The 25,002-nt window shown below is 58.3% G+C and carries 23 protein-coding genes; 11 read left to right on the plus strand and 12 right to left on the minus strand.

Annotation, left to right across the window (positions count from 1 at the left end):
- Positions 1-76: 76 nt before the first annotated feature.
- From folK to dksA, 7 genes are all read right to left on the minus strand, one after another.
- Positions 77-562: a 2-amino-4-hydroxy-6-hydroxymethyldihydropteridine diphosphokinase gene (gene folK, locus HNQ83_RS28655; protein ID WP_175392212.1), complete on the minus strand. Its 486-nt coding sequence runs from the start codon at positions 560-562 to the stop codon at positions 77-79.
- A 3-nt stretch (positions 563-565) separates the two neighbouring features.
- Positions 566-1,966 (minus strand): polynucleotide adenylyltransferase PcnB, encoded by a 1,401-nt coding sequence (locus HNQ83_RS28660; RefSeq protein ID WP_175392213.1) that lies wholly within the window; start codon positions 1,964-1,966, stop codon positions 566-568.
- A 702-nt stretch (positions 1,967-2,668) separates the two neighbouring features.
- Positions 2,669-4,105, minus strand: a complete 1,437-nt coding sequence (locus tag HNQ83_RS28665) for a sigma-54 dependent transcriptional regulator (protein ID WP_175392214.1) — start codon at positions 4,103-4,105, stop codon at positions 2,669-2,671.
- A gap of 22 nt (positions 4,106-4,127) precedes the next feature.
- A complete protein-coding gene (locus HNQ83_RS28670) occupies positions 4,128-7,082 on the minus strand; it encodes a sensor histidine kinase (protein ID WP_175392215.1) in 2,955 nt (984 codons plus the stop codon).
- A complete protein-coding gene (locus HNQ83_RS28675; protein WP_003176118.1) occupies positions 7,066-7,242 on the minus strand; it encodes a hypothetical protein in 177 nt (58 codons plus the stop codon). The genes HNQ83_RS28670 and HNQ83_RS28675 overlap by 17 nt, the downstream gene beginning before the upstream one ends.
- Before the next feature lie 77 nt (positions 7,243-7,319).
- Positions 7,320-8,216, minus strand: a complete 897-nt coding sequence (gene gluQRS / locus HNQ83_RS28680; protein WP_175392216.1) for a tRNA glutamyl-Q(34) synthetase GluQRS — start codon at positions 8,214-8,216, stop codon at positions 7,320-7,322.
- A gap of 199 nt (positions 8,217-8,415) precedes the next feature.
- Complete coding sequence (gene dksA, locus HNQ83_RS28685; protein WP_095196562.1) at positions 8,416-8,859, minus strand: RNA polymerase-binding protein DksA; 444 nt, start codon at positions 8,857-8,859, stop codon at positions 8,416-8,418.
- A gap of 333 nt (positions 8,860-9,192) precedes the next feature.
- Between dksA and HNQ83_RS28690 the strand changes: the two genes are divergently transcribed.
- Complete coding sequence (locus HNQ83_RS28690) at positions 9,193-10,365, plus strand: pyridoxal phosphate-dependent aminotransferase (protein ID WP_175392217.1); 1,173 nt, start codon at positions 9,193-9,195, stop codon at positions 10,363-10,365.
- The gene (gene sfsA, locus HNQ83_RS28695) at positions 10,365-11,078 is read left to right on the plus strand and encodes a DNA/RNA nuclease SfsA (protein WP_175392218.1); all 714 of its coding nucleotides are present in this window, start codon (positions 10,365-10,367) and stop codon (positions 11,076-11,078) included. The genes HNQ83_RS28690 and sfsA overlap by 1 nt, the downstream gene beginning before the upstream one ends.
- Here the strand turns inward: sfsA and HNQ83_RS28700 are convergent.
- From HNQ83_RS28700 to HNQ83_RS28715, 4 genes are all read right to left on the minus strand, one after another.
- The gene (locus HNQ83_RS28700; RefSeq protein WP_175392219.1) at positions 11,075-11,392 is read right to left on the minus strand and encodes a Rieske 2Fe-2S domain-containing protein; all 318 of its coding nucleotides are present in this window, start codon (positions 11,390-11,392) and stop codon (positions 11,075-11,077) included. The two genes, sfsA and HNQ83_RS28700, sit on opposite strands and share 4 nt — an antisense overlap.
- 565 nt (positions 11,393-11,957) lie before the next feature.
- A complete protein-coding gene (locus HNQ83_RS28705) occupies positions 11,958-12,230 on the minus strand; it encodes a TfoX/Sxy family protein (RefSeq protein WP_007971093.1) in 273 nt (90 codons plus the stop codon).
- Positions 12,231-12,464: 234 nt separating this feature from the next.
- A complete protein-coding gene (locus tag HNQ83_RS28710; protein WP_175392220.1) occupies positions 12,465-12,809 on the minus strand; it encodes a pentapeptide repeat-containing protein in 345 nt (114 codons plus the stop codon).
- Between the two features lie 91 nt (positions 12,810-12,900).
- Positions 12,901-14,457, minus strand: a complete 1,557-nt coding sequence (locus HNQ83_RS28715) for an AAA family ATPase (protein ID WP_175392221.1) — start codon at positions 14,455-14,457, stop codon at positions 12,901-12,903.
- Positions 14,458-14,574: 117 nt separating this feature from the next.
- On the opposite strand from HNQ83_RS28715, the gene mrcB reads away from it, so the two are divergent.
- Genes mrcB through HNQ83_RS28730 form a run of 3 tightly spaced genes read left to right on the plus strand, consistent with a single transcriptional unit; the run spans position 14,575 to position 17,985 of the window.
- A complete protein-coding gene (gene mrcB / locus HNQ83_RS28720) occupies positions 14,575-16,899 on the plus strand; it encodes a penicillin-binding protein 1B (RefSeq protein WP_175392222.1) in 2,325 nt (774 codons plus the stop codon).
- 16 nt (positions 16,900-16,915) lie between these two features.
- A complete protein-coding gene (locus HNQ83_RS28725) occupies positions 16,916-17,650 on the plus strand; it encodes a tetratricopeptide repeat protein (RefSeq protein WP_175392223.1) in 735 nt (244 codons plus the stop codon).
- The gene (locus HNQ83_RS28730) at positions 17,650-17,985 is read left to right on the plus strand and encodes a YqcC family protein (protein WP_175392224.1); all 336 of its coding nucleotides are present in this window, start codon (positions 17,650-17,652) and stop codon (positions 17,983-17,985) included. Before HNQ83_RS28725 ends, HNQ83_RS28730 begins: the two co-directional genes overlap by 1 nt.
- Positions 17,986-18,038: 53 nt before the next feature.
- Here HNQ83_RS28730 and HNQ83_RS28735 read toward each other — a convergent pair whose 3' ends face one another.
- Positions 18,039-18,461, minus strand: coding sequence for a DUF4124 domain-containing protein (locus tag HNQ83_RS28735; RefSeq protein WP_175392225.1), 423 nt, complete (start codon positions 18,459-18,461; stop codon positions 18,039-18,041).
- A gap of 400 nt (positions 18,462-18,861) precedes the next feature.
- Between HNQ83_RS28735 and HNQ83_RS28740 the strand changes: the two genes are divergently transcribed.
- From HNQ83_RS28740 to msrQ, 6 genes are all read left to right on the plus strand, one after another.
- Positions 18,862-20,586 (plus strand): acetolactate synthase 3 large subunit, encoded by a 1,725-nt coding sequence (locus tag HNQ83_RS28740; RefSeq protein WP_034151273.1) that lies wholly within the window; start codon positions 18,862-18,864, stop codon positions 20,584-20,586.
- 2 nt (positions 20,587-20,588) lie between these two features.
- The gene (gene ilvN, locus HNQ83_RS28745; RefSeq protein ID WP_003205610.1) at positions 20,589-21,080 is read left to right on the plus strand and encodes an acetolactate synthase small subunit; all 492 of its coding nucleotides are present in this window, start codon (positions 20,589-20,591) and stop codon (positions 21,078-21,080) included.
- Positions 21,081-21,125: 45 nt separating this feature from the next.
- Complete coding sequence (ilvC, locus tag HNQ83_RS28750; RefSeq protein ID WP_003228216.1) at positions 21,126-22,142, plus strand: ketol-acid reductoisomerase; 1,017 nt, start codon at positions 21,126-21,128, stop codon at positions 22,140-22,142.
- A gap of 147 nt (positions 22,143-22,289) precedes the next feature.
- Positions 22,290-23,147 (plus strand): CDP-diacylglycerol--serine O-phosphatidyltransferase, encoded by an 858-nt coding sequence (gene pssA, locus HNQ83_RS28755; RefSeq protein ID WP_175392226.1) that lies wholly within the window; start codon positions 22,290-22,292, stop codon positions 23,145-23,147.
- A 63-nt stretch (positions 23,148-23,210) separates the two neighbouring features.
- Positions 23,211-24,224: a protein-methionine-sulfoxide reductase catalytic subunit MsrP gene (msrP, locus tag HNQ83_RS28760; RefSeq protein WP_175392227.1), complete on the plus strand. Its 1,014-nt coding sequence runs from the start codon at positions 23,211-23,213 to the stop codon at positions 24,222-24,224.
- Entirely contained in the window at positions 24,224-24,844 is a 621-nt protein-coding gene (gene msrQ, locus HNQ83_RS28765) for a protein-methionine-sulfoxide reductase heme-binding subunit MsrQ (RefSeq protein ID WP_175392228.1), read from the plus strand. Before msrP ends, msrQ begins: the two co-directional genes overlap by 1 nt.
- Positions 24,845-25,002 lie beyond the last annotated feature (158 nt).

Here is a 25,002-nt window from a genome sequence, read left to right on the forward strand (position 1 = left end):
GCGGTGTGTCAGTCAGCAATGATGTTGAATGACACACCGCTTTCGCGAGCAGGCTCGCTCCCACACGGTGGTTGTATCAATTTGTAGTCAGTCGTTCCAGGCCGACGAACGGGCAGTCGGCGAGCAATTCTGCAAGGCTGCGACCATCGGCCAGACGCAGATCCGCAGGCGCCAGTTCGGCCAATGGGTACAGGACAAAAGCCCGCTCCTGCATATGGTAGTGCGGGACTTTCAGGCGAGGCTCGTCGATCAGGCGGTTACCGTACAAAAGGATATCGAGATCCAGCGTACGCGGCCCCCAGCGCTCAAGACGCTCGCGACCCTGGCCGTTTTCGATGGCTTGCAGCGCGTCGAGGAGGTCTAGCGGTGGGAGGGTACTGTCCAGAGCGGCGACCGCATTGGTGTAACGCGGTTGGCCGGGAAGAAGCGAGTCGCTCTGATAAAAAGCGGAAATCCCGACCAGCTCCGATTGCGGTAGCTGCGCCAGTGCGGCAACGGCACTGCGTAACTGTTCGGCGGGGTCAGCCAGATTGCTGCCCATGCCGATGTAGATGCGTTCCATGGATTACTCGTCCGTGCCACTCGAAACGCCGGCGGCGCGCTTGCGTTTTGAGCCACCGCTGCGACGACGCTTGCGCGGTGCACCGGTGCCTTCGTCCTTGCCGCTGAGGTCGCGGATCATATCGCGACGTTCACTTTCATTGGCGTCCTGATAGTCAGTCCACCATTCGCCCAGGCCATCGGTCTGCTCGCCAGCGCTTTCGCGCAGCAGCAGGAAGTCGTAACCGGCGCGGAATCGTGGATTGTCCAGCAGCAGGTCGGCACGCTTGCCGCTGCGCCGTGGCAGACGCTCCTGCATGTCCCAGATCTCGCGGATCGGCATGGTGAAACGTTTTGGAATCGCGATGCGCTGGCACTGTTCGGCAATCAGTTCGTGCGCCGCTTCCTGCATCGCCGGAATCGGTGGCATGCCGCGTTCCTGCAAGCGCAGCACGCGAGCCGGCAGGGCAGGCCACAGCAGGGCTGCAAACAGGAACGCCGGGGTTACCGGTTTGTTCTGCTTGATCCGCAGATCAGTGTTGATCAGTGCTTCGCTGATCAGGGTGTGGGTGTAGGTCGGATTGTATTCCAGCGCCTCGGCACTGGCCGGAAACAGTGGATCGAACAGTTGCAGGTCGACCAGCATCTCGAAGGTGTCCGCGGCATGGCCGGAGAGGAACAGCTTCAACACTTCTTCAAACAAACGAGCCGCCGGGATCTCGCGCAGCATCGGTGCCAGGTCGCGGATGGGCAGGGCGCTGTGTTTTTCGATGCCGAAATCCAGTTTGGCCGCAAAACGCACGGCCCGCAGCATCCGGACTGGATCTTCCTGGTAGCGTTGCTTGGGGTCGCCGATCAGGCGGATCAGGTGATTGCGGATGTCGTGCACGCCGTTGGCGTAGTCGAGGATGCGCTCACTGACCGGATCGTAATACAGGGCGTTGATGGTGAAATCGCGACGTTGCGCGTCTTCTTCCAGGGTGCCGTAAACGTTATCGCGCAGAATGCGCCCACTCTCGTTGCGGGAAGACTGGTTGCTGTCTTCCTCTTCATCGTTTTGCGGGTGATTGGCGCGGAACGTCGCGACTTCGATGATTTCGCGTCCAAAATGGATGTGCACCAGTTTGAAGCGACGACCGATGATCCGCGCATTGCGGAATTCGGCCCGGACTTGTTCCGGGGTGGCACTGGTAGCGACGTCAAAGTCTTTCGGCGTGATGCCGAGCAGCATGTCGCGCACGCAACCGCCAACCAGATAAGCCTGGTAACCGGCGCCCTGCAGGCGTTCGACGATGTTCACCGCATAACGGCTGAATTGAGCCTTTTGCAGCGAATGCTGGCCGCTGTTAAGCACTTCAGGCGTGCTGCGAATGTGTTGCGTACGACGCAGGGGAGTACGGAATGACTGGAACAGCTTCTTCAGCATGGGATGCACTGTTTGAAGGAATGTTCGGCCAAAACGAAGAATGACCGCATGATGGGCGGGGATTCTAGCATTTAGTCGGGGGATGGTGTAGGACACAGCAGATTTGAGCTGTAGGAGCAGGTTTTCCGGATCGCGGAAACTACAAGGGGAGCCGAAGCTCCCCAAGAAGTAGTTGCATGCTCTATTTTTGTTATTGGTTTCGGGCTTCTTGTTTTTGTTGAGTGCCCTCGCCATGAAGCTTCCTTCATGACCCTCCCAATCGGGAGCCAAGAGCAAACGGATTGCTTTGGTCGCTGAATTGCAGTGATCTCGCGATCCAACCAGTACAGGCTCTGTCTTAAGACAGTTTTTTGTTGTTCTCGGCCTGGTCGTGGGGCAAGCCCCAAATACAACGCCTCTCCAAAAGAATCAGTTAGCTGCGCCTCTCGCCGTCTTGTTTTTATTGTGCGTGAGTCGATTCGTCTTATTTTTATTGTCTTGTGCATTGCTTGTTATTGTTCTTGTACCAAACATATAGCAGGGGGCGTGCCAACTTTTGCAAAGCCCAATAAAACAAGGGGTTAGGCTTGCTGCTGGTCATTTCGGAGGCCAAAAAAAGCCGGGGCTTCGTTACCGTAAGCCCCGGCTTCTGTTACGTGAAAAATCTGAGGTAACAGTTTTTTCACAAAGTCACGTGTTATCCGCACATCAGACAGTCAGGGTTCAGCTTTCGCTGGCGACCCCGGTTTTGCGCCGCGGAATGCCCAGGCGTTGCCGGCGTTCCCACAGGCATTTGCGACTGACCCCAAGCTTTCGGGCCAGCTCCGTCTCGGTCATGTGGTCCTGATGCTCGAGTACGAAGTGCTGGAAGTAATCTTCCAGGGACAGGTCTTCAGTCGGTTCGTGATTGTTGTTACTGGCGTTGTTGCCCTGTTGCGGGGGCAGGCCGATGAAATCGTCCTCCTCCAGATCGCCCAGTTCGATGTCGATGCCCAGCAGCTCAGCGGAAATCTCCGGGCTCTCGCACAGGATCACTGCGCGCTCGACAGCATTTTCCAGCTCGCGAACGTTGCCGGGCCATGAATAATGGCGAATGGCTTGTTCCGCGTCCGGTGCGAATTTCAGGTCGGTGCGATTGATCCGCGCGCTCTGTCGCGCAAGAAACGCATTGGCGATTTCATTGACGTCAGCACCGCGCTCGCGCAGGGCAGGCAATTTCAGGGCAATCACGTGGAGGCGGTAGTACAAGTCTTCACGGAACTGACCGATCTTCGCCAGACTCTTGAGGTCGCGGTGAGTGGCGGCAATCAGGCGGACATCGACTTTTTGCGACTGGACCGAGCCAACCCGACGAATTTCACCTTCCTGCAGCACCCGCAGCAGTCGGGCCTGTGCTTCCAGCGGCAATTCGCCGATTTCGTCCAGGAACAGGGTGCCGCCGTCCGCGGCTTCCACCAGGCCGGCACGCCCGGCGCTGGCACCGGTGAACGCGCCTTTTTCGTGGCCGAACAGTTCGGACTCGATCAGGCTTTCCGGAATGGCCGCGCAGTTCACCGAAATCATCGGCGCCTTGGCCCGCTTGGAAAGGTTGTGCAGGGCGCGCGCTACCAGTTCCTTACCGGTACCGGACTCACCCTGGATCAGGACATTGGAATCGGTTGGCGCGACTTTGCGGATTTTGCCGTACAGGTCCTGCATCGGCGGGCACGAGCCGATGATGCCGATCTCGCCGTTGCTGTTATCGATACCGGCTTTGGCCGCGCCATTGGTGGCTTTGCCTGCAATCGGTTCCCCGCTGGCTTGTGCCGATTGGCGGTCTCGAAGGATGCGGGCGACAGCCTGGAGCATTTCGTCGTGATCGAAAGGCTTGGCGATGTAATCCACCGCGCCCATCTTCATCGAGTCCACTGCCGAACGCAGGCTGGCGTAACTGGTCATGATCAGCACCGGGGTGCCCTGGCCAAGTTTTATCAGCTCGGTGCCCGGTGCACCCGGCAAGCGCAGGTCACTGACGATCAGGTCGAACGTGGGAATGGTGAAGCGTTCTTGTGCTTCCTGCACTGAACCGGCTTCGCTGACCTGGTACTGGTTGCGTTCCAGCAGGCGGCGCAAGGCGGAGCGGATAATGGTTTCGTCTTCGACGATCAAAATGTGCGGCATTGATTCGATACTCTCGACGGTCTCAGTTCACAGCGGACGTCGCTTCGACATGACGCGGTAAGGTCACCCGGATACGGGTGCCGCGTTGGCTCTGAACATCAGCCGGGCTGTCGATGGTGATTTGTCCATAATGCTCTTCAACGATGGAATAGACCAGTGCAAGGCCCAGACCGGTGCCTTCACCCGGGTCCTTGGTGGTGAAGAAGGGTTCGAACAATCGGTCCATGATGCTCGACGGAATCCCGCTGCCTTCGTCTTCCACGATCAGGTCGACCGTGTGTTCGCCGGCTTCGCTTTTGACGCGCACTGCGCTGCCCGGAGGTGAGGCGTCGCGGGCGTTTGAGAGCAGATTGATCAATACCTGGGCGAGCCGCTGCGGGTCGCCTTCGACCCAGTGCTCGGGGTCGCACAGGTTGTAGAACTGCACTTCGAAATTGCGTCGGTTCAGGGCCAGCAGGCCGATGGCGTCCTGGGCGACTTCCGCCAGACAGACGGGCTCGTCGCTATGCTGGTGACTGCCGGCATGGGCGAAGCTCATCAACGATTGGACGATGCGCGATACGCGTTTGGTCTGTTCGAGGATCTGCCCGCTGATTTCCTTGAGTTCGCCATCCTCTTCGCGCTCTTCGCGCAGGTTCTGCGCCAGGCACGCAATGCCGGTGATCGGGTTGCCGATTTCATGGGCCACACCCGCCGCGAGGCGACCGATACTGGCCAGGCGCTCGGAGTGTACAAGTTTGTCTTCGAGCATCTGGGTTTCGGTCAGGTCTTCCACCAGCAGCACCAGGCCACTGTTGCCGGGGGCAAGGGGCTCGTCGATCGCCGCTTTGTGCAGGTTCAGCCAGCGAGTCTGACCGTCGAGGGCCAAGTGCTGTTTGTGCAAATGTTCGTCCGGGACGTTGATGAAGCCTTGTAGCAGCGCCTTCCACGGGTCGGCAATGGTGCTCAAGCGCGAACCGACCACCCGTTGTGCGGCGATCCCGGTCAGTTCCTCCATGGCCTTGTTCCACATGAGGATTTCCTGATCCTTGGCCAGTGAGCAGACGCCCATCGGCAGCTCTTGCAGCGTCTGGCGGTGATAGCGACGCAGGGCGTCGAGTTCGGCGGCCAGTCCGGTCAGGCGCGAGTGGTAATCCTCGAGGCGGCTTTCGATGAAGTGGATGTCCTCGGTGACATAATTTTCGCCACCGGCTTTGTACGGCAGGAAGGTTTCGACCATGTCCTGGGCCACGCTCGGTCCCATGAGGCCGGAGAGGTTGGCCTCGATACGGTCGCGCAAACGGCGCAGGGCGTAAGGCCGGCGCTCGTCGAATGGCAGGTAGAGATCGCGCAGGGCCTGTTCGACTTCCTTCTGTGCAGCCTTGGCACCCAACGGCTTGGCCAGTTGGGTGGCGAATTCCTGGGGCGAGGCGGCGTGCAGTTCGCGGCGTTGCGGACGACGCACGTTGTCCACGGCGCACGCTTCCGCTGCGCTGGCCTCTTCGGTGCTGGCGCTGGTGAACAACGAGATCAAGGTGAACATCAGCACGTTGGCGGCCAGCGAGGCGATTGCCGCCATGTGCCAGCTGGTGTCGTCCAGCACGTAGATCATGTTCAGCAGTGGAATGTAGAAGCCCTGCAAGTTGCCGACCAGCGGCAACAGCATGGTCACCAGCCACACCAGGATCCCGGCCAGCAAACCGGCGATGAAGCCGCGACGATTGGCGGTCGGCCAGTACAGCACCGACAGTACGCCAGGCAGGAACTGCAGGGTGGCAACAAAGGCGACGATGCCGAGGTTAGCCAGGTCCTGCTCCGCACCCAGTAACAGGTAGAAACCGTAACCGGCCATGATGATCGCGACGATCAGTGCCCGGCGTGTCCACTTCAGCCAGCGGTAGATGTTGCCTTCGGCCGGCGGCTGATACAGCGGCAGCACCAGGTGATTCAGGGCCATCCCCGACAGCGCGAGGGTGGTGACGATGATCAAGCCGCTGGCGGCGGACAGCCCGCCGACATACGCCAGCAGCGCCAGGGCTTTGCTGTTGGCGGCAATGCCGATGCCGAGCGTGAAGTATTCCGGGTTGGTGGTCGCTCCGAGTTTCAATCCGGCCCAGAGGATCAGCGGTACCGCCAGGCTCATCAGCAACAGGAACAACGGCAAGCCCCAGCTCGCGCTGACCAGCGAGCGCGGGTTGAGGTTTTCGGTGAACGTCATGTGATACATGTGCGGCATCACGATCGCCGAGGCAAAGAACACCAGCAGCAGCGTGCGCCACGGGCCTTCCTGCAGCGGTGTATGAAGCGCAGCGAGGGCTGTCTGGTTTTGCAGCAGCCACAGTTCCAGCTGTTGCGGACCATCGAACACGCCGTACAGCGCGTACAGTCCGACACCGCCGAGGGCGATCAACTTGATCACCGATTCGAAGGCGATCGCGAACACCAGGCCTTCATGCTTCTCGCGTGTAGCGATGTGCCGGGAACCGAAGAAAATCGTGAACAGCGTAATCAGCGCGCAGAAACTCAAGGCCACGCGGTGCTGCACCGGCTCGCGGGTAAGAATGCCGATCGAGTCGGCCACCGCCTGAATCTGCAAGGCCAGCAGTGGCAGTACGCCGACCAGCATGAATATCGTCGTCAGCGCGCCGGCCCAGGTGCTGCGGAAGCGAAACGCAAACAGGTCCGCCAGGGACGACAGTTGATAAGTGCGGGTGATCTTCAGGATCGGATACAGCAGCACCGGGGCCAGCAGGAATGCCCCGGACACCCCGAGGTAACTGGACAGGAAGCCGTAACCATACTGATAAGCCAGGCCTACGGTGCCATAAAACGCCCAGGCACTGGCATAGACCCCCAGTGAAAGGGTGTAGGTCAGCGGATGGCGAATGATCGCCCTGGGGATCATGCCCCGTTCGCTGATCCAGGCCACGCCGAACAGCACCGCCAGGTACGCGGCACTGATCAGGATCATCTGTGTCAGGCTAAAGCTCATCGGCATCTTTTTGGCTCTGCAGGATGAAGGTCACGACGATCAGGATCAGCCAGAGCAGATAAGGGCGATACCAGGCGCCAGTGGCGTCGATCCACCAATCCATGATGGCCGGGGAGAACAGATAAATCCCCACTACCAGGAGCAGGACCAAGCGATAGATGTACATCCCGGCCTCTCTTCTTTATGCGCGTGCCCGAAAACGTGCGGCGATGGTAACGGATGGGCGCGCCACTGCAAGCACGATCACTGTAGCTGCGCCTCGGGCAGGTTCAATGTGCGCGGAATCAGGTTGGCATCCCAGTGGGCGATACCCCAGTTCAGCACTTCTTTCGGCGTGGCGTCAGCCAGTTCGATGCCTGGCGTCTGTCCCAGTGCACGCAAGGCGCGCAGCAACAAAGGTGTGGCCTGATCTTCGGTCAATGGCGGCGAGCGGTAGGACTTGCCGAGTTTATTGCCATCGGGTTGGGTAATGAGCGGGATGTGCAGGTAACGCGGCTGCCGAAAGCCAAGCAGTTCCTGCAGGTAGAGCTGGCGAGGCGTGGAATCGAGCAGATCGGCGCCGCGCACGATATCGGTAATGCCTTGCCAGGCATCGTCCAGCACCACCGCCAATTGATAGGCGTAGAGCCCGTCACGCCGACGAATCACGAAATCACCGACATCCCGGCCCAGGTGCTGGTGGAATTCACCTTGCACGCGGTCAATGAAGTGGTAGTCCAGCTCGGGCACACGTATCCGGATCGCGGCATCTTCGGTGGAATGCCCGGCATTGCGGCATAGTCCTGGATAGATGCCGTGGTAGGGCTCCAATTGCTTGCGCGAGCAGGTGCAAGCGTAAGCCAGGCCATGATTGAACAGGCGATTGAGCACCTCGGCATAGGCATCGTGCCGGTCGCTCTGGCGGACCATCTCGTCATCCCACTCGAATCCATAGCTTTCCAGCGCCTTGAGAATCGCCAGCTGAGCACCGGGTTCTTCGCGGGGCGGGTCAAGGTCTTCCATGCGCACCAGCCAGCGACCGCCCACCGAACGCGCGTCGAGGTACGAGGCCAGCGCAGCGACCAGGGAACCGAAATGCAGGTGACCACTGGGCGTAGGGGCGAAGCGTCCGATGTAGGAGGGGGGGGGGATGGCGGTCATAAAGGCGATGTCATTTTGTCTGGGCTTGTACCAGCCACCTGTGGGAGCGAGCCTGCTCGCGAAAGCGGTGTTTCAGCCAGCATCTTTGAAGCTGAGTGCTCCTTCGCAAGCAGGCTCGCTCCCACAGGTTTTCTGTCGAAGCAAAAATCAGAAACAAAAACGGAGCGTTCGCACGCTCCGTTTTTCACTCAAGTCGCTGTTACTTGCCGACTTGCTTTTCCTTGATTTCCGCCAGGGTCTTGCAATCGACGCACATGTCGGCGGTAGGGCGGGCTTCCAGGCGCTTGACGCCGATTTCGACGCCGCAGGACTCGCACCAACCGTACTCTTCGTCTTCGATCAATTGCAGCGTCTTGTCGATCTTCTTGATCAACTTGCGCTCACGATCGCGAGCTCGCAGTTCGAGAGCGAATTCTTCTTCCTGGCTGGCACGATCTGCCGGATCCGGGAAATTGGCTGCTTCGTCCTTCATGTGGTCAACCGTGCGGTCGACTTCCTGCATCAAGTCCTGTTTCCACTTGTTCAGGACCTTGGTGAAGTGCGCACGCATGGGCTTGCCCATGTACTCCTCACCCGGAACTTCTTTATAGGGTTCGAAGCCGCTGATCGACTGGACTGCCTGTTGCTTTGCTTGGGTGGACATGAAATAGACCGCCTCTACTCTTGTAATCCATCTGCGCAGGATTGCTCCATCACCGGCACCCGCCGGCCCTGCGGCTGCAAGCGGGCGAACTTACCAGATCAAATCAGAGCGCGCTACTCCCGGATGTCGAGGCCGCGGCCTGCAGCGCCTGCAAATGATGGCAAAGCGCTGTCTGGTGGCTCCGGAGCCCTGATCAATTATTGATTTTAGTCAAACCTTGGGCGCCCGCTTGAGTCGTTTTGGGTCTGGGTTCTATGGCTCTGACCGCTTTAGGTTCTCGCTCGTTCCTGCGCTTGGGTAGAATCGATTCTTTTCTTCGTTGAAGGAAGGCCAATGGCTCAGTCCTACAGTGCCCGTAGTCGCGCGATCGAACCTTTTCATGTCATGGCGTTGCTGGCGCGTGCCAATGAATTACAGGCTGCCGGTCACGATGTGATTCACCTGGAAATCGGCGAGCCGGACTTCACCACCGCCGAGCCGATCATCCGTGCCGGCCAGGCCGCATTGGCGGCGGGGCGGACGCGCTACACCGCCGCGCGGGGCATTCCCGAGCTGCGGGAGGCTATTTCGGGCTTTTATCAACAGCGATATGGCTTGAACATCGACCCTCGGCGCATTCTCATCACCCCGGGTGGTTCCGGTGCGCTGCTGTTGGCCAGCGCCTTGCTGGTGGATCCGGGCAAGCATTGGCTGCTGGCGGACCCGGGTTACCCGTGCAACCGGCATTTCCTGCGGTTGGTGGAAGGCGCCGCGCAGCTGGTGCCGGTCGGCCCGGACGTGCGTTATCAATTGACGCCGGACCTGATCGAGCGGCATTGGGACCATGACAGCGTGGGTGCGCTGGTGGCATCCCCGGCCAATCCAACGGGGACGATCCTCTCGCGCGAAGAGCTGGCCGGGCTGTCTACGGCCATCAAACAGCGTCACGGTCATCTGGTGGTGGACGAGATCTACCACGGTCTGACGTATGGCACCGATGCCGCCAGCGTGCTGGAAGTCGACGATAACGCCTTTGTGCTCAATAGTTTTTCTAAATATTTCGGAATGACCGGATGGCGGCTCGGTTGGCTGGTGGCGCCCGATGCGGCGGTGGGCGAACTGGAGAAACTCGCCCAGAACCTCTACATCAGCGCCCCAAGCATGGCCCAGCACGCGGCCTTGGCTTGCTTCGAACCGGCGACCATCAGCATTCTTGAAGAGAGACGCGCCGAATTCGGTCGCCGTCGTGATTTCCTTCTGCCAGCGTTGCGGGAGTTGGGCTTCGGGATCGCCGTCGAGCCGGAAGGCGCATTCTACTTGTACGCCGATATCAGCAAGTTCGGCGGTGATGCCTTCTCGTTCTGTCGACATTTCCTGGAGACCGAGCACGTGGCATTCACTCCAGGGCTTGACTTCGGACGTTATCAGGCGGGGCATCACGTGCGTTTTGCCTACACCCAGAACCTGGATCGTTTGCAGGAAGCGGTGGAGCGTATCGGGCGTGGTCTTCGGAGTTGGCAAGGCTGATGCGTTTTCATCCTCCCCTCGAAGAAGGTCGCCTGATTCGCCGTTACAAGCGTTTCCTGGCCGATATCGAAACCGTTAACGGTGAATTGCTGACCATTCACTGCCCGAACACGGGCTCGATGCTTAATTGTCAGGTCGAAGGCGGGCAGGTTTGGTTCAGCCGCTCCAACGATCCGAAACGCAAGTTGCCCGGCACTTGGGAGATCGGCGAGACCCCGCACGGTCGGCATTTTTGCGTGAACACCGGGCGGGCCAACGCCTTGATCGAGGAAGCCCTGCAGGCCGGCGTGATCAGCGAACTGAACGGTTTCACCGGACTCAAGCGCGAAGTGGCCTACGGTCAGGAAAAGAGTCGGATCGATTTTCGTCTCGATTACCCCGAAGGGCCGGCCTATGTGGAAGTCAAAAGTGTCACGCTGGGGTTCGACGGTGTTGCGGTGGCAGCGTTTCCCGATGCAGTGACCCAGCGCGGGGCCAAGCATTTGCGTGAGTTGGCCCATCTGGCTCGGGACGGGATTCGTGCGGTGCAGTTGTACTGCGTGAATCTGACCGGAATAGAGGCTGTGCGCCCGGCCGAAGAAATCGATCCGGTCTACGCGCTGGCTTTGCGCGAGGCTGTGGCGTGCGGGGTTGAGGTATTGGCCTACGGTGTGCGCCTGACCCATGAAGAGATGGTGGTGGAACGACGTCTGGACGTGTTGCTCGGCGGTTAAAGGCTGACCCAGATGCCCTGAGCATCTTCGCGACAGTCGACGCGGGTCAGCGCTTGTCCCGCGCAGGGGCCGGCAACACACTCACCGTCCTCGATCAAAAACAAGGCGCCGTGGGTGGCGCACTGGATCAGGCTGTTGCTGGGGTCGAGAAACTGATCAGGCGACCATTCCAGGCCAACGCCTCGGTGCGGGCAACGATTGATATAGACGTAAACCTGGCCGCTCCGGCGCACGGCGAACAGCTTTTGCCCATCGAGTTGGAACCCGCGGCTGCTGGCATCGGCCAGTTCAACGCCTTTACACAGAAACTTCATGCCTATCCTCAAGTAGCACGCTCGTGACCGGATATTTCCGAGCTCGGCGTGCGCTAGCAATTATCAAATGACTGACCTGCCCAGCGGCTGCGGGTGCCAGGTGCACAGGATACTTGGCCTGCTCACCTGATGCGCGGGAAACCCTCGAAGGAAGCTGTTTATGCGCCTGAGCCCTTTCTGGAAGGTGGATTAGGTCCGCGGCTACCGGAGAGTTTTAAAAACTGTCGGATGGTTTCTACCTGGGGTCTGCTGGTCGATAGCCTGGCGTCGCGGTTAGCAGTTTTCCTGCAGGGAAGGTGGGCGACTTTTCCACAGGCAAAAAAAGACCCGGCAAGAGCCGGGTCAAATAACCGTGATTAGCCTGATGAGGAGATAATCTGAGAGTCCGAACCAAGGTCTATTCAGAATATCGACCAGTCTCGCGACCAGTTGTGATAATCATATCGATTCTCATTACCAAGTCAACAGGTGATTTCCCGTTTACCTGATTTGTGTCGCACCTGTCTTGCAAGTCCTTGTAAATATTGAATATGGGTCTGTCGTTTTTAGTGAATTCTTCGACTGCTCAATTCTTGTGGCGTGACGAAATGGCTTCCAGCTGTTTATTCAAGGCTTCTTTGCGTTCGGCGGGAATGTCGTTCCAGTGCACGTCCATCAGGGCGCCTTCGATTGCATACAACAACACCTTGGACGCCCGAAAGCCGCGCGTGCGCACGGCCCGATAAGCGTCCACCGCCCCCAGGCGACGCAAGTCCGAGGCGCTGTGGATGCCCACCGCATGCAGCCATTGCGCCGACGTCTTGCCAAGATTCTTTAGGTGTTGCAGTTCATCATTCATCAAGCCTCCTTGCGATGGCCGAATGGTGCGTGGGCAAGCTTCTGAGGAGTGTAGCCATCAGTAGGAAAAGCGTGATTGTTTGGTCGTTTTCGACGCAAATGCTTCTAAGCGGCAGGTGGGGTGAAAATCCGTGAAAGGGACAGCAAGAGCCGTCAAGAGGTTCGTGTTCGGGCCAAACCAGCCTGAAGTCCAGTGCGAGGCGGGGGCACCGGACTTGTCAATTTACGCTGTTGCTCAGCGGGTGCGATAACGCAATCGCGTGCCGAAGTTCATCGACATCAGGATTTCGTCGGCACTCAGTTCGGCCGGAAAATACGCACCGGAAATCTGCGCATGGGCCAGGCTCGCGCCTTCAAGCGAAGCGTTGCGGAAATCAATGCCTCGCAAATCGGCGGAGCGGAAATAGGCATCGGTAAAGTCGACACCGTCGGCGTTCAATTCGCGCAAGTCCAGGCCGCGGAAATCACCACCCACCATGTCGATTGGCCCTTCCTTGGGGCGTTCGTTGTTGAAACCTGTGATGTCGTCTTTGTGGAGCAAGGCATAAAGCGGGGTGTCGAGAAGTTTCGGCTGGCTCATGTCGCATCACCTGTTGGTTTTATGGCGCCATTATAGTGCCACTATTTGACAGCCGTGAAGCAGACGAAGGCTTCACGGCTGAAATAGTTAATTACAGGCCCGGCAGGCGCTGGCGAATTTGCGCCACGACGGTGTCGAGCGTTCCGCTTTCATTGGTCTGGACGCGTTTGCTGCAGAGGATTTCTGCGGGGGTCAGAGCTTCACGGCTGGCTTGTTGGGCTTCGATGACGGCCAACGTCGCATCGGAAGGATCGGTTTTGTCTGCCTGACGCAGGGCCAGCCAGCTCTCAATAACCGCTTGTGGCGCATTGCAGTCAAGAATCAGGAAGGGCGCGCCCGTGGCCTCGGCAATTTTCGCTGCGCTGTCGCGCTGGGCGTGCTTGAGGTAAGTGGCATCAATCACCACAGGGAAGCCGGCGTGGAGGATAACGGCGGCTACTTCATGCAAACGGTTGTAGGTAGCGGTGCTGGCGTCGGCACTATAAATGCCGGCTTGCAGATCATTCGCGACGGTTTGCTCACCGAACAGGCGTTTGCGCTCAACATCGGAACGCAGGCGAATCGCGCCCAGGGCTTCCACCAGGCGCATCGCAACGTGGCTTTTGCCGACCGCGGATACACCGTGAGTAATCGCCATGAAGCGCGAAGGAATGGTGCTATAGCTTTCTGCCAGGTTCGCGTAAGTGCGGTATTGGCGCAGGGTGGTGGCGCGCTGCACCGGGGTGGCGTCGGCCGGCATGCTGAACAGGCTGACCTTGGCGCGAACCAGTGCCCGATAGGCTTTATAGAAGTTGAGCAGTTCCAGGCCCTGATAATCGCCGGTCAGTTCCAGATACTGGCTGATGAAACGGCGAGCCAGGCATTTCAGGCCACGGTCCTCCAGGTCCATGGCCAGGAAGCCGGCGTCGGCATACACATCGGTAAAGCGGAACGGTTCGTTGAATTCGATGCAGTCGAAAATCACGACCTTGCCGTCGATCACCGTGGCGTTGCCCAAATGAATGTCGCCATGGCATTCGCGGATGAATCCGTCTGCCTTGCGCTGGGTGAGAACGGGTTTCAGGCGATCAAAGCTGCTTTCGGCCCAGGCCAGCAGGGCGTCGAGTTGCAGCAGGTCGGCCTTGTCGCTCAGGAATGGACGGATTTGTTCGAAATTCTGACGCACTGGTGCCATGACACTATCCGGCGTGCCGGCTTCGTGTTCTGCCGGTACTTTCGGTGCGCTGAGGTGGAAGCGGGCGATTTGTGCCGCCATCGCGTCGATGTGCGCGGTGGTCAGTTCGCCATTGGCCTGCAGGGTGCTGAGCAAGCCGTTTTGTGGGAACTGACGCATTTTCAGCACATATTCGATGGCCGGGCCTTCGCCGCCCAGTTGCGGTGCTTCGACGCTGCCGGTAACCGGCAACACTTCCAGATACAAATCGTCTGTCAGGCGCTGGTTCAGGCGCAATTCTTCGCCACAGAAATGTTCGCGAGCCTCAAGGCTGGTGAAGTCGAGAAAACCGAAGTTGACCGGCTTCTTCACTTTATAAGCATAGGGGCCAGTGAGCAGCACCCAGGAAATGTGGGTCTCGATGACCTGGAACCCGTCTACCGGATGCGGATAGAGGGCCGGGTTTTGCAGGGCGGCGATCAGGGAGTGGCTCACGGGGGTGATCCTTCAAGGGCTGGAAAAATTCAGGTCGTCATTATGGCCGCTAGCCAGCCCAACGCAAACTCGGAGGGCTCCTGTTGAGTATGAATAAAGTGCGTATAATCCGCCGCCATGACTCGTACTCGATCCCCCCGTACCCCCAAAAAACCACCTTCCCGAGGCCTGCGGCCTTGGCTGGGCTGGGTCCTTAAACTCAGTCTGGTCGGCCTTGTGGTGCTGGCCGGATTCGCGGTTTACCTCGATGCCATCGTGCAGGAGAAGTTTTCCGGCAAGCGCTGGACGATTCCGGCCAAGGTATACGCGCGCCCGCTTGAGCTGTTCGTCGGACAAAAGCTGAGTCGGGACGACTTTCTGACGGAACTCGATGCCCTGGGCTATCGCCGCGAAAGTGTGGCCAATGGTCCGGGCGCGGCTTCGGTCAACGGCAACACCGTCGATCTGAACACCCGTGGTTTCCAGTTCTATGAAGGGATGGAGCAGGCGCAACCGGTGCGCGTGCGGTTCTCTGGCGATTACGTCGCCGAGCTGTCGGCGACCAACGGCTCGAAGTTGTCCGTGGTGCGACTGGAGCCATTGTTGATCGGTGGCCTGTATCCGAAAAACCTTGAAGACCGGATCCTGATCAAGATCGATCAGGTGCCGCCGTACCTGCTTGAAACACTGGTGGCGGTGGAAGACCGCGATTTCTACCATCACTTTGGCGTCTCACCGAAGTCGATTGCCCGTGCGATCTGGGTCAACAGTTCGTCCGGGCGGATGCGCCAGGGAGGAAGTACGCTGACGCAGCAGCTGGTCAAGAACTTCTACCTCACCAATGAGCGAAGCCTGAGCCGTAAGCTCACTGAAGCGATGATGGCGCTGCTGCTCGAGGTCCATTACGACAAGCGCGAAATTCTTGAGGCTTACCTCAACGAAGTGTTTATCGGGCAGGACGGCCAGCGTGCGGTGCACGGTTTTGGTCTGGCCAGTCAGTTCTTCTTCAGTCAGCCGCTGGCCGAACTCAAGCTGCATCAGGTTGCATTGCTGGTGGGCATGGTCAAGGGGCCGTCTTCTTATAACCCGCGCCGTTACCCGGAGCGCGCACTTGAACGGCGTAATCTGGTTCTCGACCTGCTGCAGGAGCAGGGTGTCGCGACGGCCGAGCAAGTTGAAGCAGCCAAGAAAATGCCATTGGGTGTGACCAAGCGTGGCAGTCTGGCGGACAGCTCCTTCCCTGGCTTCCTTGATCTGGTCAAGCGTCAACTGCGCGAAGACTATCGTGACGAAGACTTGACCGAAGAGGGCCTGCGGATCTTCACCAGCTTCGATCCGATCCTGCAGATGAAGGCCGAAGCCTCCGTCAACGACACCTTCAAGCGCCTGTCCGGGCGCAAGGGCTCCGATGACGTTGAGGCAGCGATGGTTGTGACCAACCCGGAAACGGGTGAAGTGCAGGCCATGATCGGCAGCCGCCAGGCCAGTTTTGCCGGCTTCAACCGTGCCCTGGATGCGGTGCGACCGATCGGCTCGTTGATCAAGCCGGCGGTGTACCTGACAGCACTCGAGAAACCGAGCCAGTACACATTGACCAGTTGGCTGTCAGACGAATCCTTCTCGGTTAAAGGTGCGGACGGCCAGGTCTGGAAGCCTCAGAACTATGATCGCCGTTCCCATGGCACGGTCTTCCTTTATCAGGGGCTGGCGCATTCCTATAACCTGTCCACCGCGCGGCTGGGTCTGGCGGTAGGGGTACCGAATGTGCTCAAGACCCTGGGGCGTCTGGGTGTGAGCCGCGAATTCCCGGCTTTCCCATCGATGTTGCTGGGCGCGGGCGGTATGACCCCGATCGAAGTGGCGACCATGTACCAGACCCTCGCCAACGGTGGTTTCAATACACCGATGCGCGGGATTCGTAGCGTACTGACCGCCGAAGGCGAGCCGCTCAAGCGCTACCCGTTCCAGATTCAGCAGCGTTTCGACCCTGCTTCCATTTACCTGATCCAGAGTGCCATGCAGCGTGTCATGCGTGAGGGTACCGGTAGCTCGGTTTACAACGTGTTACCAAAAACCCTGACGCTGGCGGGCAAGACCGGTACCAGTAACGATTCGCGGGACAGCTGGTTTGCCGGTTTCAGTCAGGATCTGCTGGCGGTGGTCTGGTTGGGGCGCGATGACAACGGCAAGACGCCGTTCACTGGCGCTACTGGTGCATTGCAGGTCTGGACCAGTTTCATGCGCAAGGCCGACCCGTTGCCGCTGGACATGCCTCAGCCGGATAATATTGTTCAGGCCTGGGTCGATTCGCGGACCGGGCAAGGCTCTGACGCCAACTGCCCTGGCGCCGTGCAGATGCCGTATATTCGCGGCAGCGAACCGCCTCCCGGTGCCGCTTGTGGTGGCGAAAGCCCTATCAACGGTGAAACGGTGATGGATTGGGTCAAGGGCTGGATGAATTAAGCAAAGAGGGCTTCAAGTGAACAAGTGGTTGATTCCAGCGGTTACCGCCGTGGCTTTGCTCAGCGGTTGCTCCTCCGTACAGCGCGGTTCAATTCCGGTTGTCGACTCCGGTACCAGCGTCTCCAACAGTGAGCGGGTCTCGGCGAATGGCGGTTTCCGTCAGTCGACAGTAAAACGTCCTGCGCAAGCTCGGGTGCAGGAAATTCCGCAAGGCGATACCGGTGTCGTCGTGATGGTGCCGGGTGGCGGTGCGACGACGTCGACGCCGATCAGCACCACGCCGATAACCCCAGGCCCGATTACACCGGGGCCGATTGATACCTCGCCGGTCCAGTCCGCACCGATCAATCAGGGCAGCTACAGCATGCCAGCGACGCCGAGCGGGATTCCGTCGGCCAGTTCCGGTGGCCTGTCTGCCGATGAGCAACTGGACGGTCCGGTATTGGCCCTGTTGACCACAGCTCAGCAGCAACAATCGAGCGGTGACCTCAATGGTGCGTCCTCAAGCCTCGAGCGTGCCCAGCGTGTTGCCCCGCGTGAGCCGCAAGTGCTTTATCGACTGGCGCAAGTGCGCATGGCACAAGGCGATGCCGCTCAAGCCGAGCAATTCGCTCGTCGTGGTCTGACGTTCGCCAACGGTCGTCCCGCACTTCAGGCCAGCCTGTGGGAGCTGATTGCCCAGGCGCGTGAAAAGCAGGGCGATTCTGCTGGCGCGTCACTGGCTCGTCAGAAGGCTAAGGTTACATCGTGATGGATACGCGCTTTCCGAAGATTGCCGATCAGTTGCTGTTGATCGAGCGTGAGCTGCGGTTGCAAGGCTGGTGGGACGAAGTCTCGCCATCCGTTGAGGCGCTATCCAGCGTTGAGCCTTTTTCGGTCGATACGCTGGACTTCGAGCAGTGGCTGCAATGGATCTTCCTGCCGCGCATGAAAGCGATCCTCGAACACAATCTGCCTTTGCCAAACGCTTCGGGGATTCAGGAAATGGCCGAAATGGTCTTCGCCTCCCGCAATGTTCAGGGCAAGGATCGACAGCTGCAGGTGCTGCTCAAAGAGTTTGATCAACTGATCACTGCGGCCCGCTGATCCCGATCCTTTGTAGGAGCTGTCGAGTGAAACGAGACAGCTCCTACAGGTACCTATTGGCAGTTCTCCTCTATCTGCTTCTGCGTTTCACCTATGCGCTCCTGTCGCTGAGTGTTGTCCAATCGACGCAGTTCACCCTCCACTTCCTCTCTGAGTCGCGGATTGTTTTGCAACTGCGCCAGGTTTGTTCGCGCCTGTTCACAAAATGCATTCAGTTCCGTTTGCTGTTCGGCGACCTGCTTCTTGACGCTTTTGTCGATGGCCTGTTGATCGCCAATCGCGCGGCTGTTCAATGGTGTGGCGGGTTTGGTGGCGGACGGGGAGGGCGTCACGACAACGGTGGCTGGTTGGTCCGAAGGCGGTTGCGCATCGAAATGGGTAACGCCTTGGGCATCGACCCACTTGTAAATCTGGGCCGCCATGCTCAAAGGGCTCAGGCTGACCAGCAGGCCGGTGGTCAGGAAAAACGATCGCATGTCATTTCCTTGTCTCGGGTTGCGCAATTGAAGCTAACACACTTGAGGTTTCGCGGTTTTTTCTTGCTTTCTCATGTGCTTAGTTCAATAAAGCACATAGACGACTTGACTTGCAGGGGACGAAACAGAAGAATCCAAAGTCCGCTGTAGAGGGACTGCCAGAAGCAGACCCACTCAGCAGATCATGAGGCGCATATCCGCGCCGACTTGTTACACCCGCAACGCGTTACCTCGCGCTGGGTGGGAAAGGCCCGCAACACTTGGGACGATCCCAATACTTGCTCAGTCAGTGCTGACGTAGTCGGCGACCACCGTCGCTCATGCTCTGCTGAGAAGTAAACCTATTAAGACCCGTCCCATTTTCCGTGGGCGGTATTCTGGCGTTTTAGAGGTGAGCAACGTGGAGCTTTTATCTGGCGGTGAGATGCTCGTCCGCTTCTTGCGTGACGAAGGCGTCAAATATATCTACGGGTACCCGGGTGGTGCTCTTCTTCATGTCTACGATGCCCTGTTCAAAGAACCGGAAGTGACCCATATCCTGGTTCGTCACGAACAGGCTGCGACCCATATGGCTGACGGGTATGCCCGTGCCACCGGCAAGGCCGGCGTGGTACTGGTGACTTCCGGCCCGGGCGCAACCAACGCCATCACCGGTATCGCCACGGCCTACATGGACTCCATTCCGATGGTGGTCATTTCCGGCCAGGTGCCTAGCACCATGGTAGGTACCGACGCATTCCAGGAAACCGACATGATCGGTATCTCCCGGCCGATCGTGAAACACAGCTTCATGATCAAGCACGCGTCGGAAATCCCGGAAGTCATGAAGAAAGCCTTCTACCTGGCGCAATCCGGTCGTCCTGGTCCGGTCGTTGTCGATATCCCGAAAGACATGACCAACCCGGCCGAGAAGTTCGAATACGTCTTCCCGAAAAAAGCCAAGTTGCGCTCCTACAGTCCGGCCGTTCGCGGTCACTCCGGGCAAATCCGCAAAGCGGCGGAAATGCTTCTGGCGGCCAAGCGCCCTGTGCTGTACTCCGGCGGTGGCGTGATTCTCGGCAATGGTTCCGCGCCACTGACCGAGTTGGCGAAAATGCTCAACCTGCCAGTGACCAATACCCTGATGGGCCTGGGTGGCTTTCCTGGCACCGACCGTCAGTTCATCGGCATGCTCGGTATGCATGGCAGCTACACCGCCAACCTGGCGATGCACCATGCTGACGTGATCCTGGCTGTCGGCGCGCGCTTCGACGATCGTGTCATCAACGGCGCATCGAAGTTCTGCCCGAACGCCAAGATCATTCATATCGACATCGACCCTGCTTCGATTTCCAAGACCATCAAGGCTGACGTGCCTATCGTTGGTCCAGTGGAGAGCGTTCTGACCGAAATGGTCGCGATCCTCAAGGAAATCGGCGAGACCCCGAACAAGGAGTCTGTTGCCAGTTGGTGGAAGCAGGTGGATGAGTGGCGCGGTGACCGCGGCCTTTTCCCTTATGACAAGGGCGACGGTAGCGTCATCAAGCCGCAGGCCGTGATCGAAACCTTGTGCGAAGTGACCAAGGGCGATGCCTTTGTAGCCTCCGACGTGGGTCAGCATCAGATGTTCGCGGCGCAGTACTACAAGTTCAACAAGCCGAATCGCTGGATCAACTCCGGTGGTCTGGGCACCATGGGCTTCGGTTTCCCGGCGGCCATGGGCATCAAGTTGAGCTTTCCGGATGACGACGTCGCTTGCGTAACGGGCGAGGGCAGTATCCAGATGAACATTCAGGAACTGTCGACCTGCCTGCAATACGGCTTGCCGGTAAAAATCGTCATCCTGAACAACGGTGTGCTGGGCATGGTTCGCCAGTGGCAAGACATGAGTTACGGCAGCCGTCACTCGCACTCCTACATGGAGTCGTTGCCTGACTTCGTCAAGCTGGCAGAGGCCTACGGCCACGTCGGCGTGCGCATCACCGACTCGAAAGACTTGAAGTCGAAGATGGAAGAAGCGTTCGCCATGAAAGATCGCCTGGTGGTCATCGATATTTCGGTCGACACCAGCGAGCACGTCTACCCGATGCAGATCAAAGACGGCTCCATGCGCGATATGTGGCTGAGCAAGACGGAGCGTACTTAATCATGCGGCACATTATTTCCTTGCTTCTGGAAAACGAACCTGGCGCTCTGTCTCGTGTAGTCGGCCTGTTCTCGCAGCGCAACTACAACATCGAAAGCCTGACCGTGGCACCGACCGAAGATCCGACTCTGTCGCGTCTGACGCTGACTACTGTTGGTCACGATGAAATCATCGAGCAGATCACCAAGAACCTGAACAAACTGATCGAAGTGGTCAAATTGGTCGACTTGTCGGAAAGTGCTCACATCGAGCGCGAACTGATGCTGGTCAAGGTCAAAGCCACCGGTGCCCAGCGCGCCGAGATCAAACGCACTACCGATATTTACCGTGGACAGATCGTTGATGTCAGCGCCAGCGTTTATACCGTTCAACTGACCGGTACCAGCGACAAGCTCGACAGCTTTATCCAGTCCATCGGCACCGCTTCGATTCTGGAGACCGTCCGCAGCGGCGTCACCGGCATTGCTCGCGGCGACAAAGTACTCAGCATCTAAACCAAATTAGCGAACGGCCTGAACGGCCTGATATAGGGGAAATTCATGAAAGTTTTCTACGATAAAGACTGCGACCTGTCGATCATCCAGGGCAAGAAAGTTGCCATCATCGGTTACGGTTCCCAGGGTCACGCTCAAGCGTGCAACCTGAAAGATTCCGGCGTTGACGTTACCGTTGGTCTGCGTAAAGGTTCGGCCACTGTTGCCAAGGCCGAAGCCCACGGCCTGAAAGTGACTGACGTTGCTTCCGCTGTTGCGGCTGCCGACCTGGTCATGATCCTGACCCCGGACGAGTTCCAGTCCTCCCTGTACAAGAACGAAATCGAGCCGAACATCAAGAAAGGCGCCACTCTGGCCTTCTCCCACGGCTTCGCGATCCACTACAACCAGGTTGTGCCGCGCGCTGACCTCGACGTGATCATGATCGCGCCGAAGGCTCCAGGTCACACCGTACGTTCCGAATTCGTGAAGGGCGGCGGTATCCCTGACCTGATCGCTATCTATCAGGACGCATCCGGCAACGCCAAGAACGTTGCCCTGTCCTACGCTGCTGGCGTGGGTGGCGGTCGTACCGGCATCATCGAAACCACCTTCAAGGACGAGACTGAAACCGACCTGTTCGGCGAACAAGCCGTTCTGTGCGGCGGTACCGTTGAGCTGGTAAAAGCCGGTTTCGAAACCCTGGTTGAAGCTGGCTACGCGCCGGAAATGGCCTACTTCGAATGCCTGCACGAACTGAAGCTGATCGTTGACCTCATGTACGAAGGCGGTATCGCCAACATGAACTACTCGATCTCCAACAACGCCGAGTACGGCGAGTACGTGACCGGTCCGGAAGTGATCAACGCCGAATCCCGCCAGGCTATGCGCAACGCCCTGAAACGTATTCAGGACGGTGAGTACGCCAAGATGTTCATCAGCGAAGGCGCTACCGGCTATCCTTCGATGACCGCCAAGCGTCGTAACAACGCCGCTCACGGTATCGAAATCATCGGCGAGCAACTGCGCTCCATGATGCCGTGGATCGGTGCCAACAAGATCGTCGACAAAGCCAAAAACTAAGTCACGCCCTTGTATGAAAAAAACGCGGCCTAGGCCGCGTTTTTTCGTTTGGCTGGCCGGTTCTGGTATAAAGCTGCATCGTTTGCGATGCGAACCGGTGTCGCAGACATCTGTCGAAACTTTCCACCCCGTTGCAAGGTATTGTCCATGAGCGAACGTCCCGAAGAGCCAAACAAGGCCTCTGACGCCGAAAGCCTGCTGCCCATCGATGAGCATGTCGAAGAAGGGCATGATGCTGACGGCCGTAAAGTCCGGCATCGTGGTATCTATCTTCTGCCGAATCTGTTCACCACTGCGAACCTGTTCGCAGGGTTCTACTCCATCATCAACTCCATGAGCGCCCAGAGTGCCTTGAGTGCAGGTGATTCGATTGGTGCGAGCAAGTACTTTGCTTTCGCCGCCATCGCGATTTTCGTCGCCATGGTGCTCGACGGCCTCGACGGTCGCGTTGCCCGTATGACCAATACCCAGAGCGCCTTCGGTGCCGAGTACGACTCGCTGTCGGACATGGTTGCTTTCGGTGTTGCGCCGGCTCTGTTGGCCTTCGGTTGGGCATTGGGTGACATGGGCAAGGTCGGCTGGATGGTCGCCTTCATTTATGTCGCGGGTGCAGCGCTGCGGCTGGCGCGCTTCAATACCCAGGTCGGTACGGCTGACAAGCGCTACTTCATCGGCCTGGCCAGTCCGGCGGCCGCAGGGGTGGTCGCGGGAATTGTCTGGGCGTTCAGTGATTACGGAATCCAGGGCTCCAAGATGTCCTTCCTGGTGGCGCTGATGGTCGCGGCTGCGGGGATGCTGATGGTCAGCAACATCAAGTACAACAGCTTCAAGGAACTGGACCTGAAAGGGCGCGTGCCTTTCGTGGCGATCCTTGCTGTGGTGCTGGTATTCGCGGTCGTGTTCAGCGATCCGCCACGCATTCTGTTACTGGTTTTCCTCGCCTACGCAGCATCCGGCCCGGTGCAGTATCTGTTACATCTTCGTCGGCGCAAAAGCGCCGAGTGATGTAATTTCCCTCATACTCCGCAGTCTGTTGGTGCATCTGTTCTCCAATGCTGCGGAGTAGCCATGCTGATCAAAGTCTCCAAAGCATCCGACTGCCATGAGTCGGATGTCACGCCCGAATCCATCTATCTTTCTCGACGTCATGTATTGGGGGTTGCCGCAGCCGGTATTGCCGTGAGCGCGCTGCCACGGTGGGCGAGTGCCGATGAGGCGGCGCGTTATGCAGATGTCGAGCCTGGCAAGGCGCCTTCCTGGTTCAGTGAGAAACTTCCTTCTACCCAGTGGGGGGCGGTCAACGTCAAGGATGAGGCGATAACCCCTTTCAAGGATGCAACCCATTACAACAACTTCTATGAGTTCGGCACTGACAAGGGGGATCCAGCTGCCAATGCCGGTGCGCTGAAGACTGAACCATGGACGGTGGTAGTGGATGGCGAAGTGGGCAAGCCAGGGCGCTATGCGCTGGAAGACTTCATGAAACCTTACCAACTGGAGGAGCGCATCTATCGCCTTCGCTGTGTGGAAGCATGGTCGATGGTTATTCCATGGATAGGTTTCCCCGTTTCGGCTCTGCTCAATCAGGTAGAGCCCACATCTAAAGCCAAATTCATTCGCTTTGAGACGCTTGAGGACCCCAGGAGCATGCCGGGGCAGCGCTCAGGGTTTGCCTTGATCGACTGGCCCTATGTGGAGGGGTTGCGGCTTGATGAGGCGATGAATCCATTGGCGATATTGGCAGTGGGGATGTACGGGCGCGAGTTGCCGAATCAGAACGGGGCGCCGCTGCGTCTGGTCGTGCCATGGAAATACGGTTTCAAAAGCATCAAGTCCATCGTGCGGATCAGTCTGGTAAGTGAGCAGCCAAAAACCACCTGGCAGAGCATTGCCTCGGATGAGTATGGCTTTTATGCGAACGTGAATCCTACGGTTGACCATCCTCGCTGGACTCAGGCCCGTGAGCGTCGTTTGCCGAGTGGTCTGTTCAAGCCGAATGTGCGTGACACGCAAATGTTCAATGGCTATGCGGATGAAGTTGCTTCTTTATATGCAGGGCTCGATCTGAGGAAGAACTACTGATGCGGTATCCGCTCTGGCGTATAGGTGTTTTCGTCGCTGCGGTGATCTGGCCGCTGCTTTGGTTGTATCAAGCCTGGGAGGATGTGCTGGGGCCTGATCCGGGCAAGGTGTTGGTAGACCGGTTGGGTTTGGGGGCGCTTGTGCTGTTGCTCATTACATTAAGCATGACGCCTTTGCAGAAACTCACAGGTTGGGCCGGCTGGGTGGCTGTCCGGCGGCAATTGGGTCTTTGGTGCTTCGCTTATGTGGTTCTGCATTTGACCGCCTATCTGGCATTTATCCTTGGGTTCGATTGGTCGCAGCTGGGCGTCGAGTTGCGCAAGCGTCCGTACATCATTGTCGGAGCGGTAGGGTTTTTGTGTTTGTTGGCGTTGGCAGTGACATCCAATCGATACAGTCAGCGGCGTTTGGGTGCGCGCTGGAAAAAGCTGCATCGCCTGGCTTATCTGGTTCTCGGGCTTGGATTGCTGCATATGCTCTGGATAGTACGTGCCGATCTGAAGGAGTGGTCTATCTATGCCGCTATTGGTGCGTTGCTATTGATGTTGCGGCTACCGCCGGTAACCCGGCGAATTCCGCGCTTAGTGGCAAAAAAGGCCTCTTCTGCCAAAAAGGCGTAATTAGTGGTTGACGGCAGATTTCAGATGTCTATAATTCGCCCCACTTCCGGCGCGTTCGAAACGGAAAACTCCTTGATAAACAATGAGTTACGCAGTTTTCGATAGTGAGTTGCTTCAGGTCATCGAAGCCGAAAGGGAGTTGAAAAAGAGGTGTTGAC

Source organism: Pseudomonas sp. C2B4, assembly GCF_013359695.1.
Taxonomy (GTDB): Bacteria; Pseudomonadota; Gammaproteobacteria; order Pseudomonadales; family Pseudomonadaceae; genus Aquipseudomonas.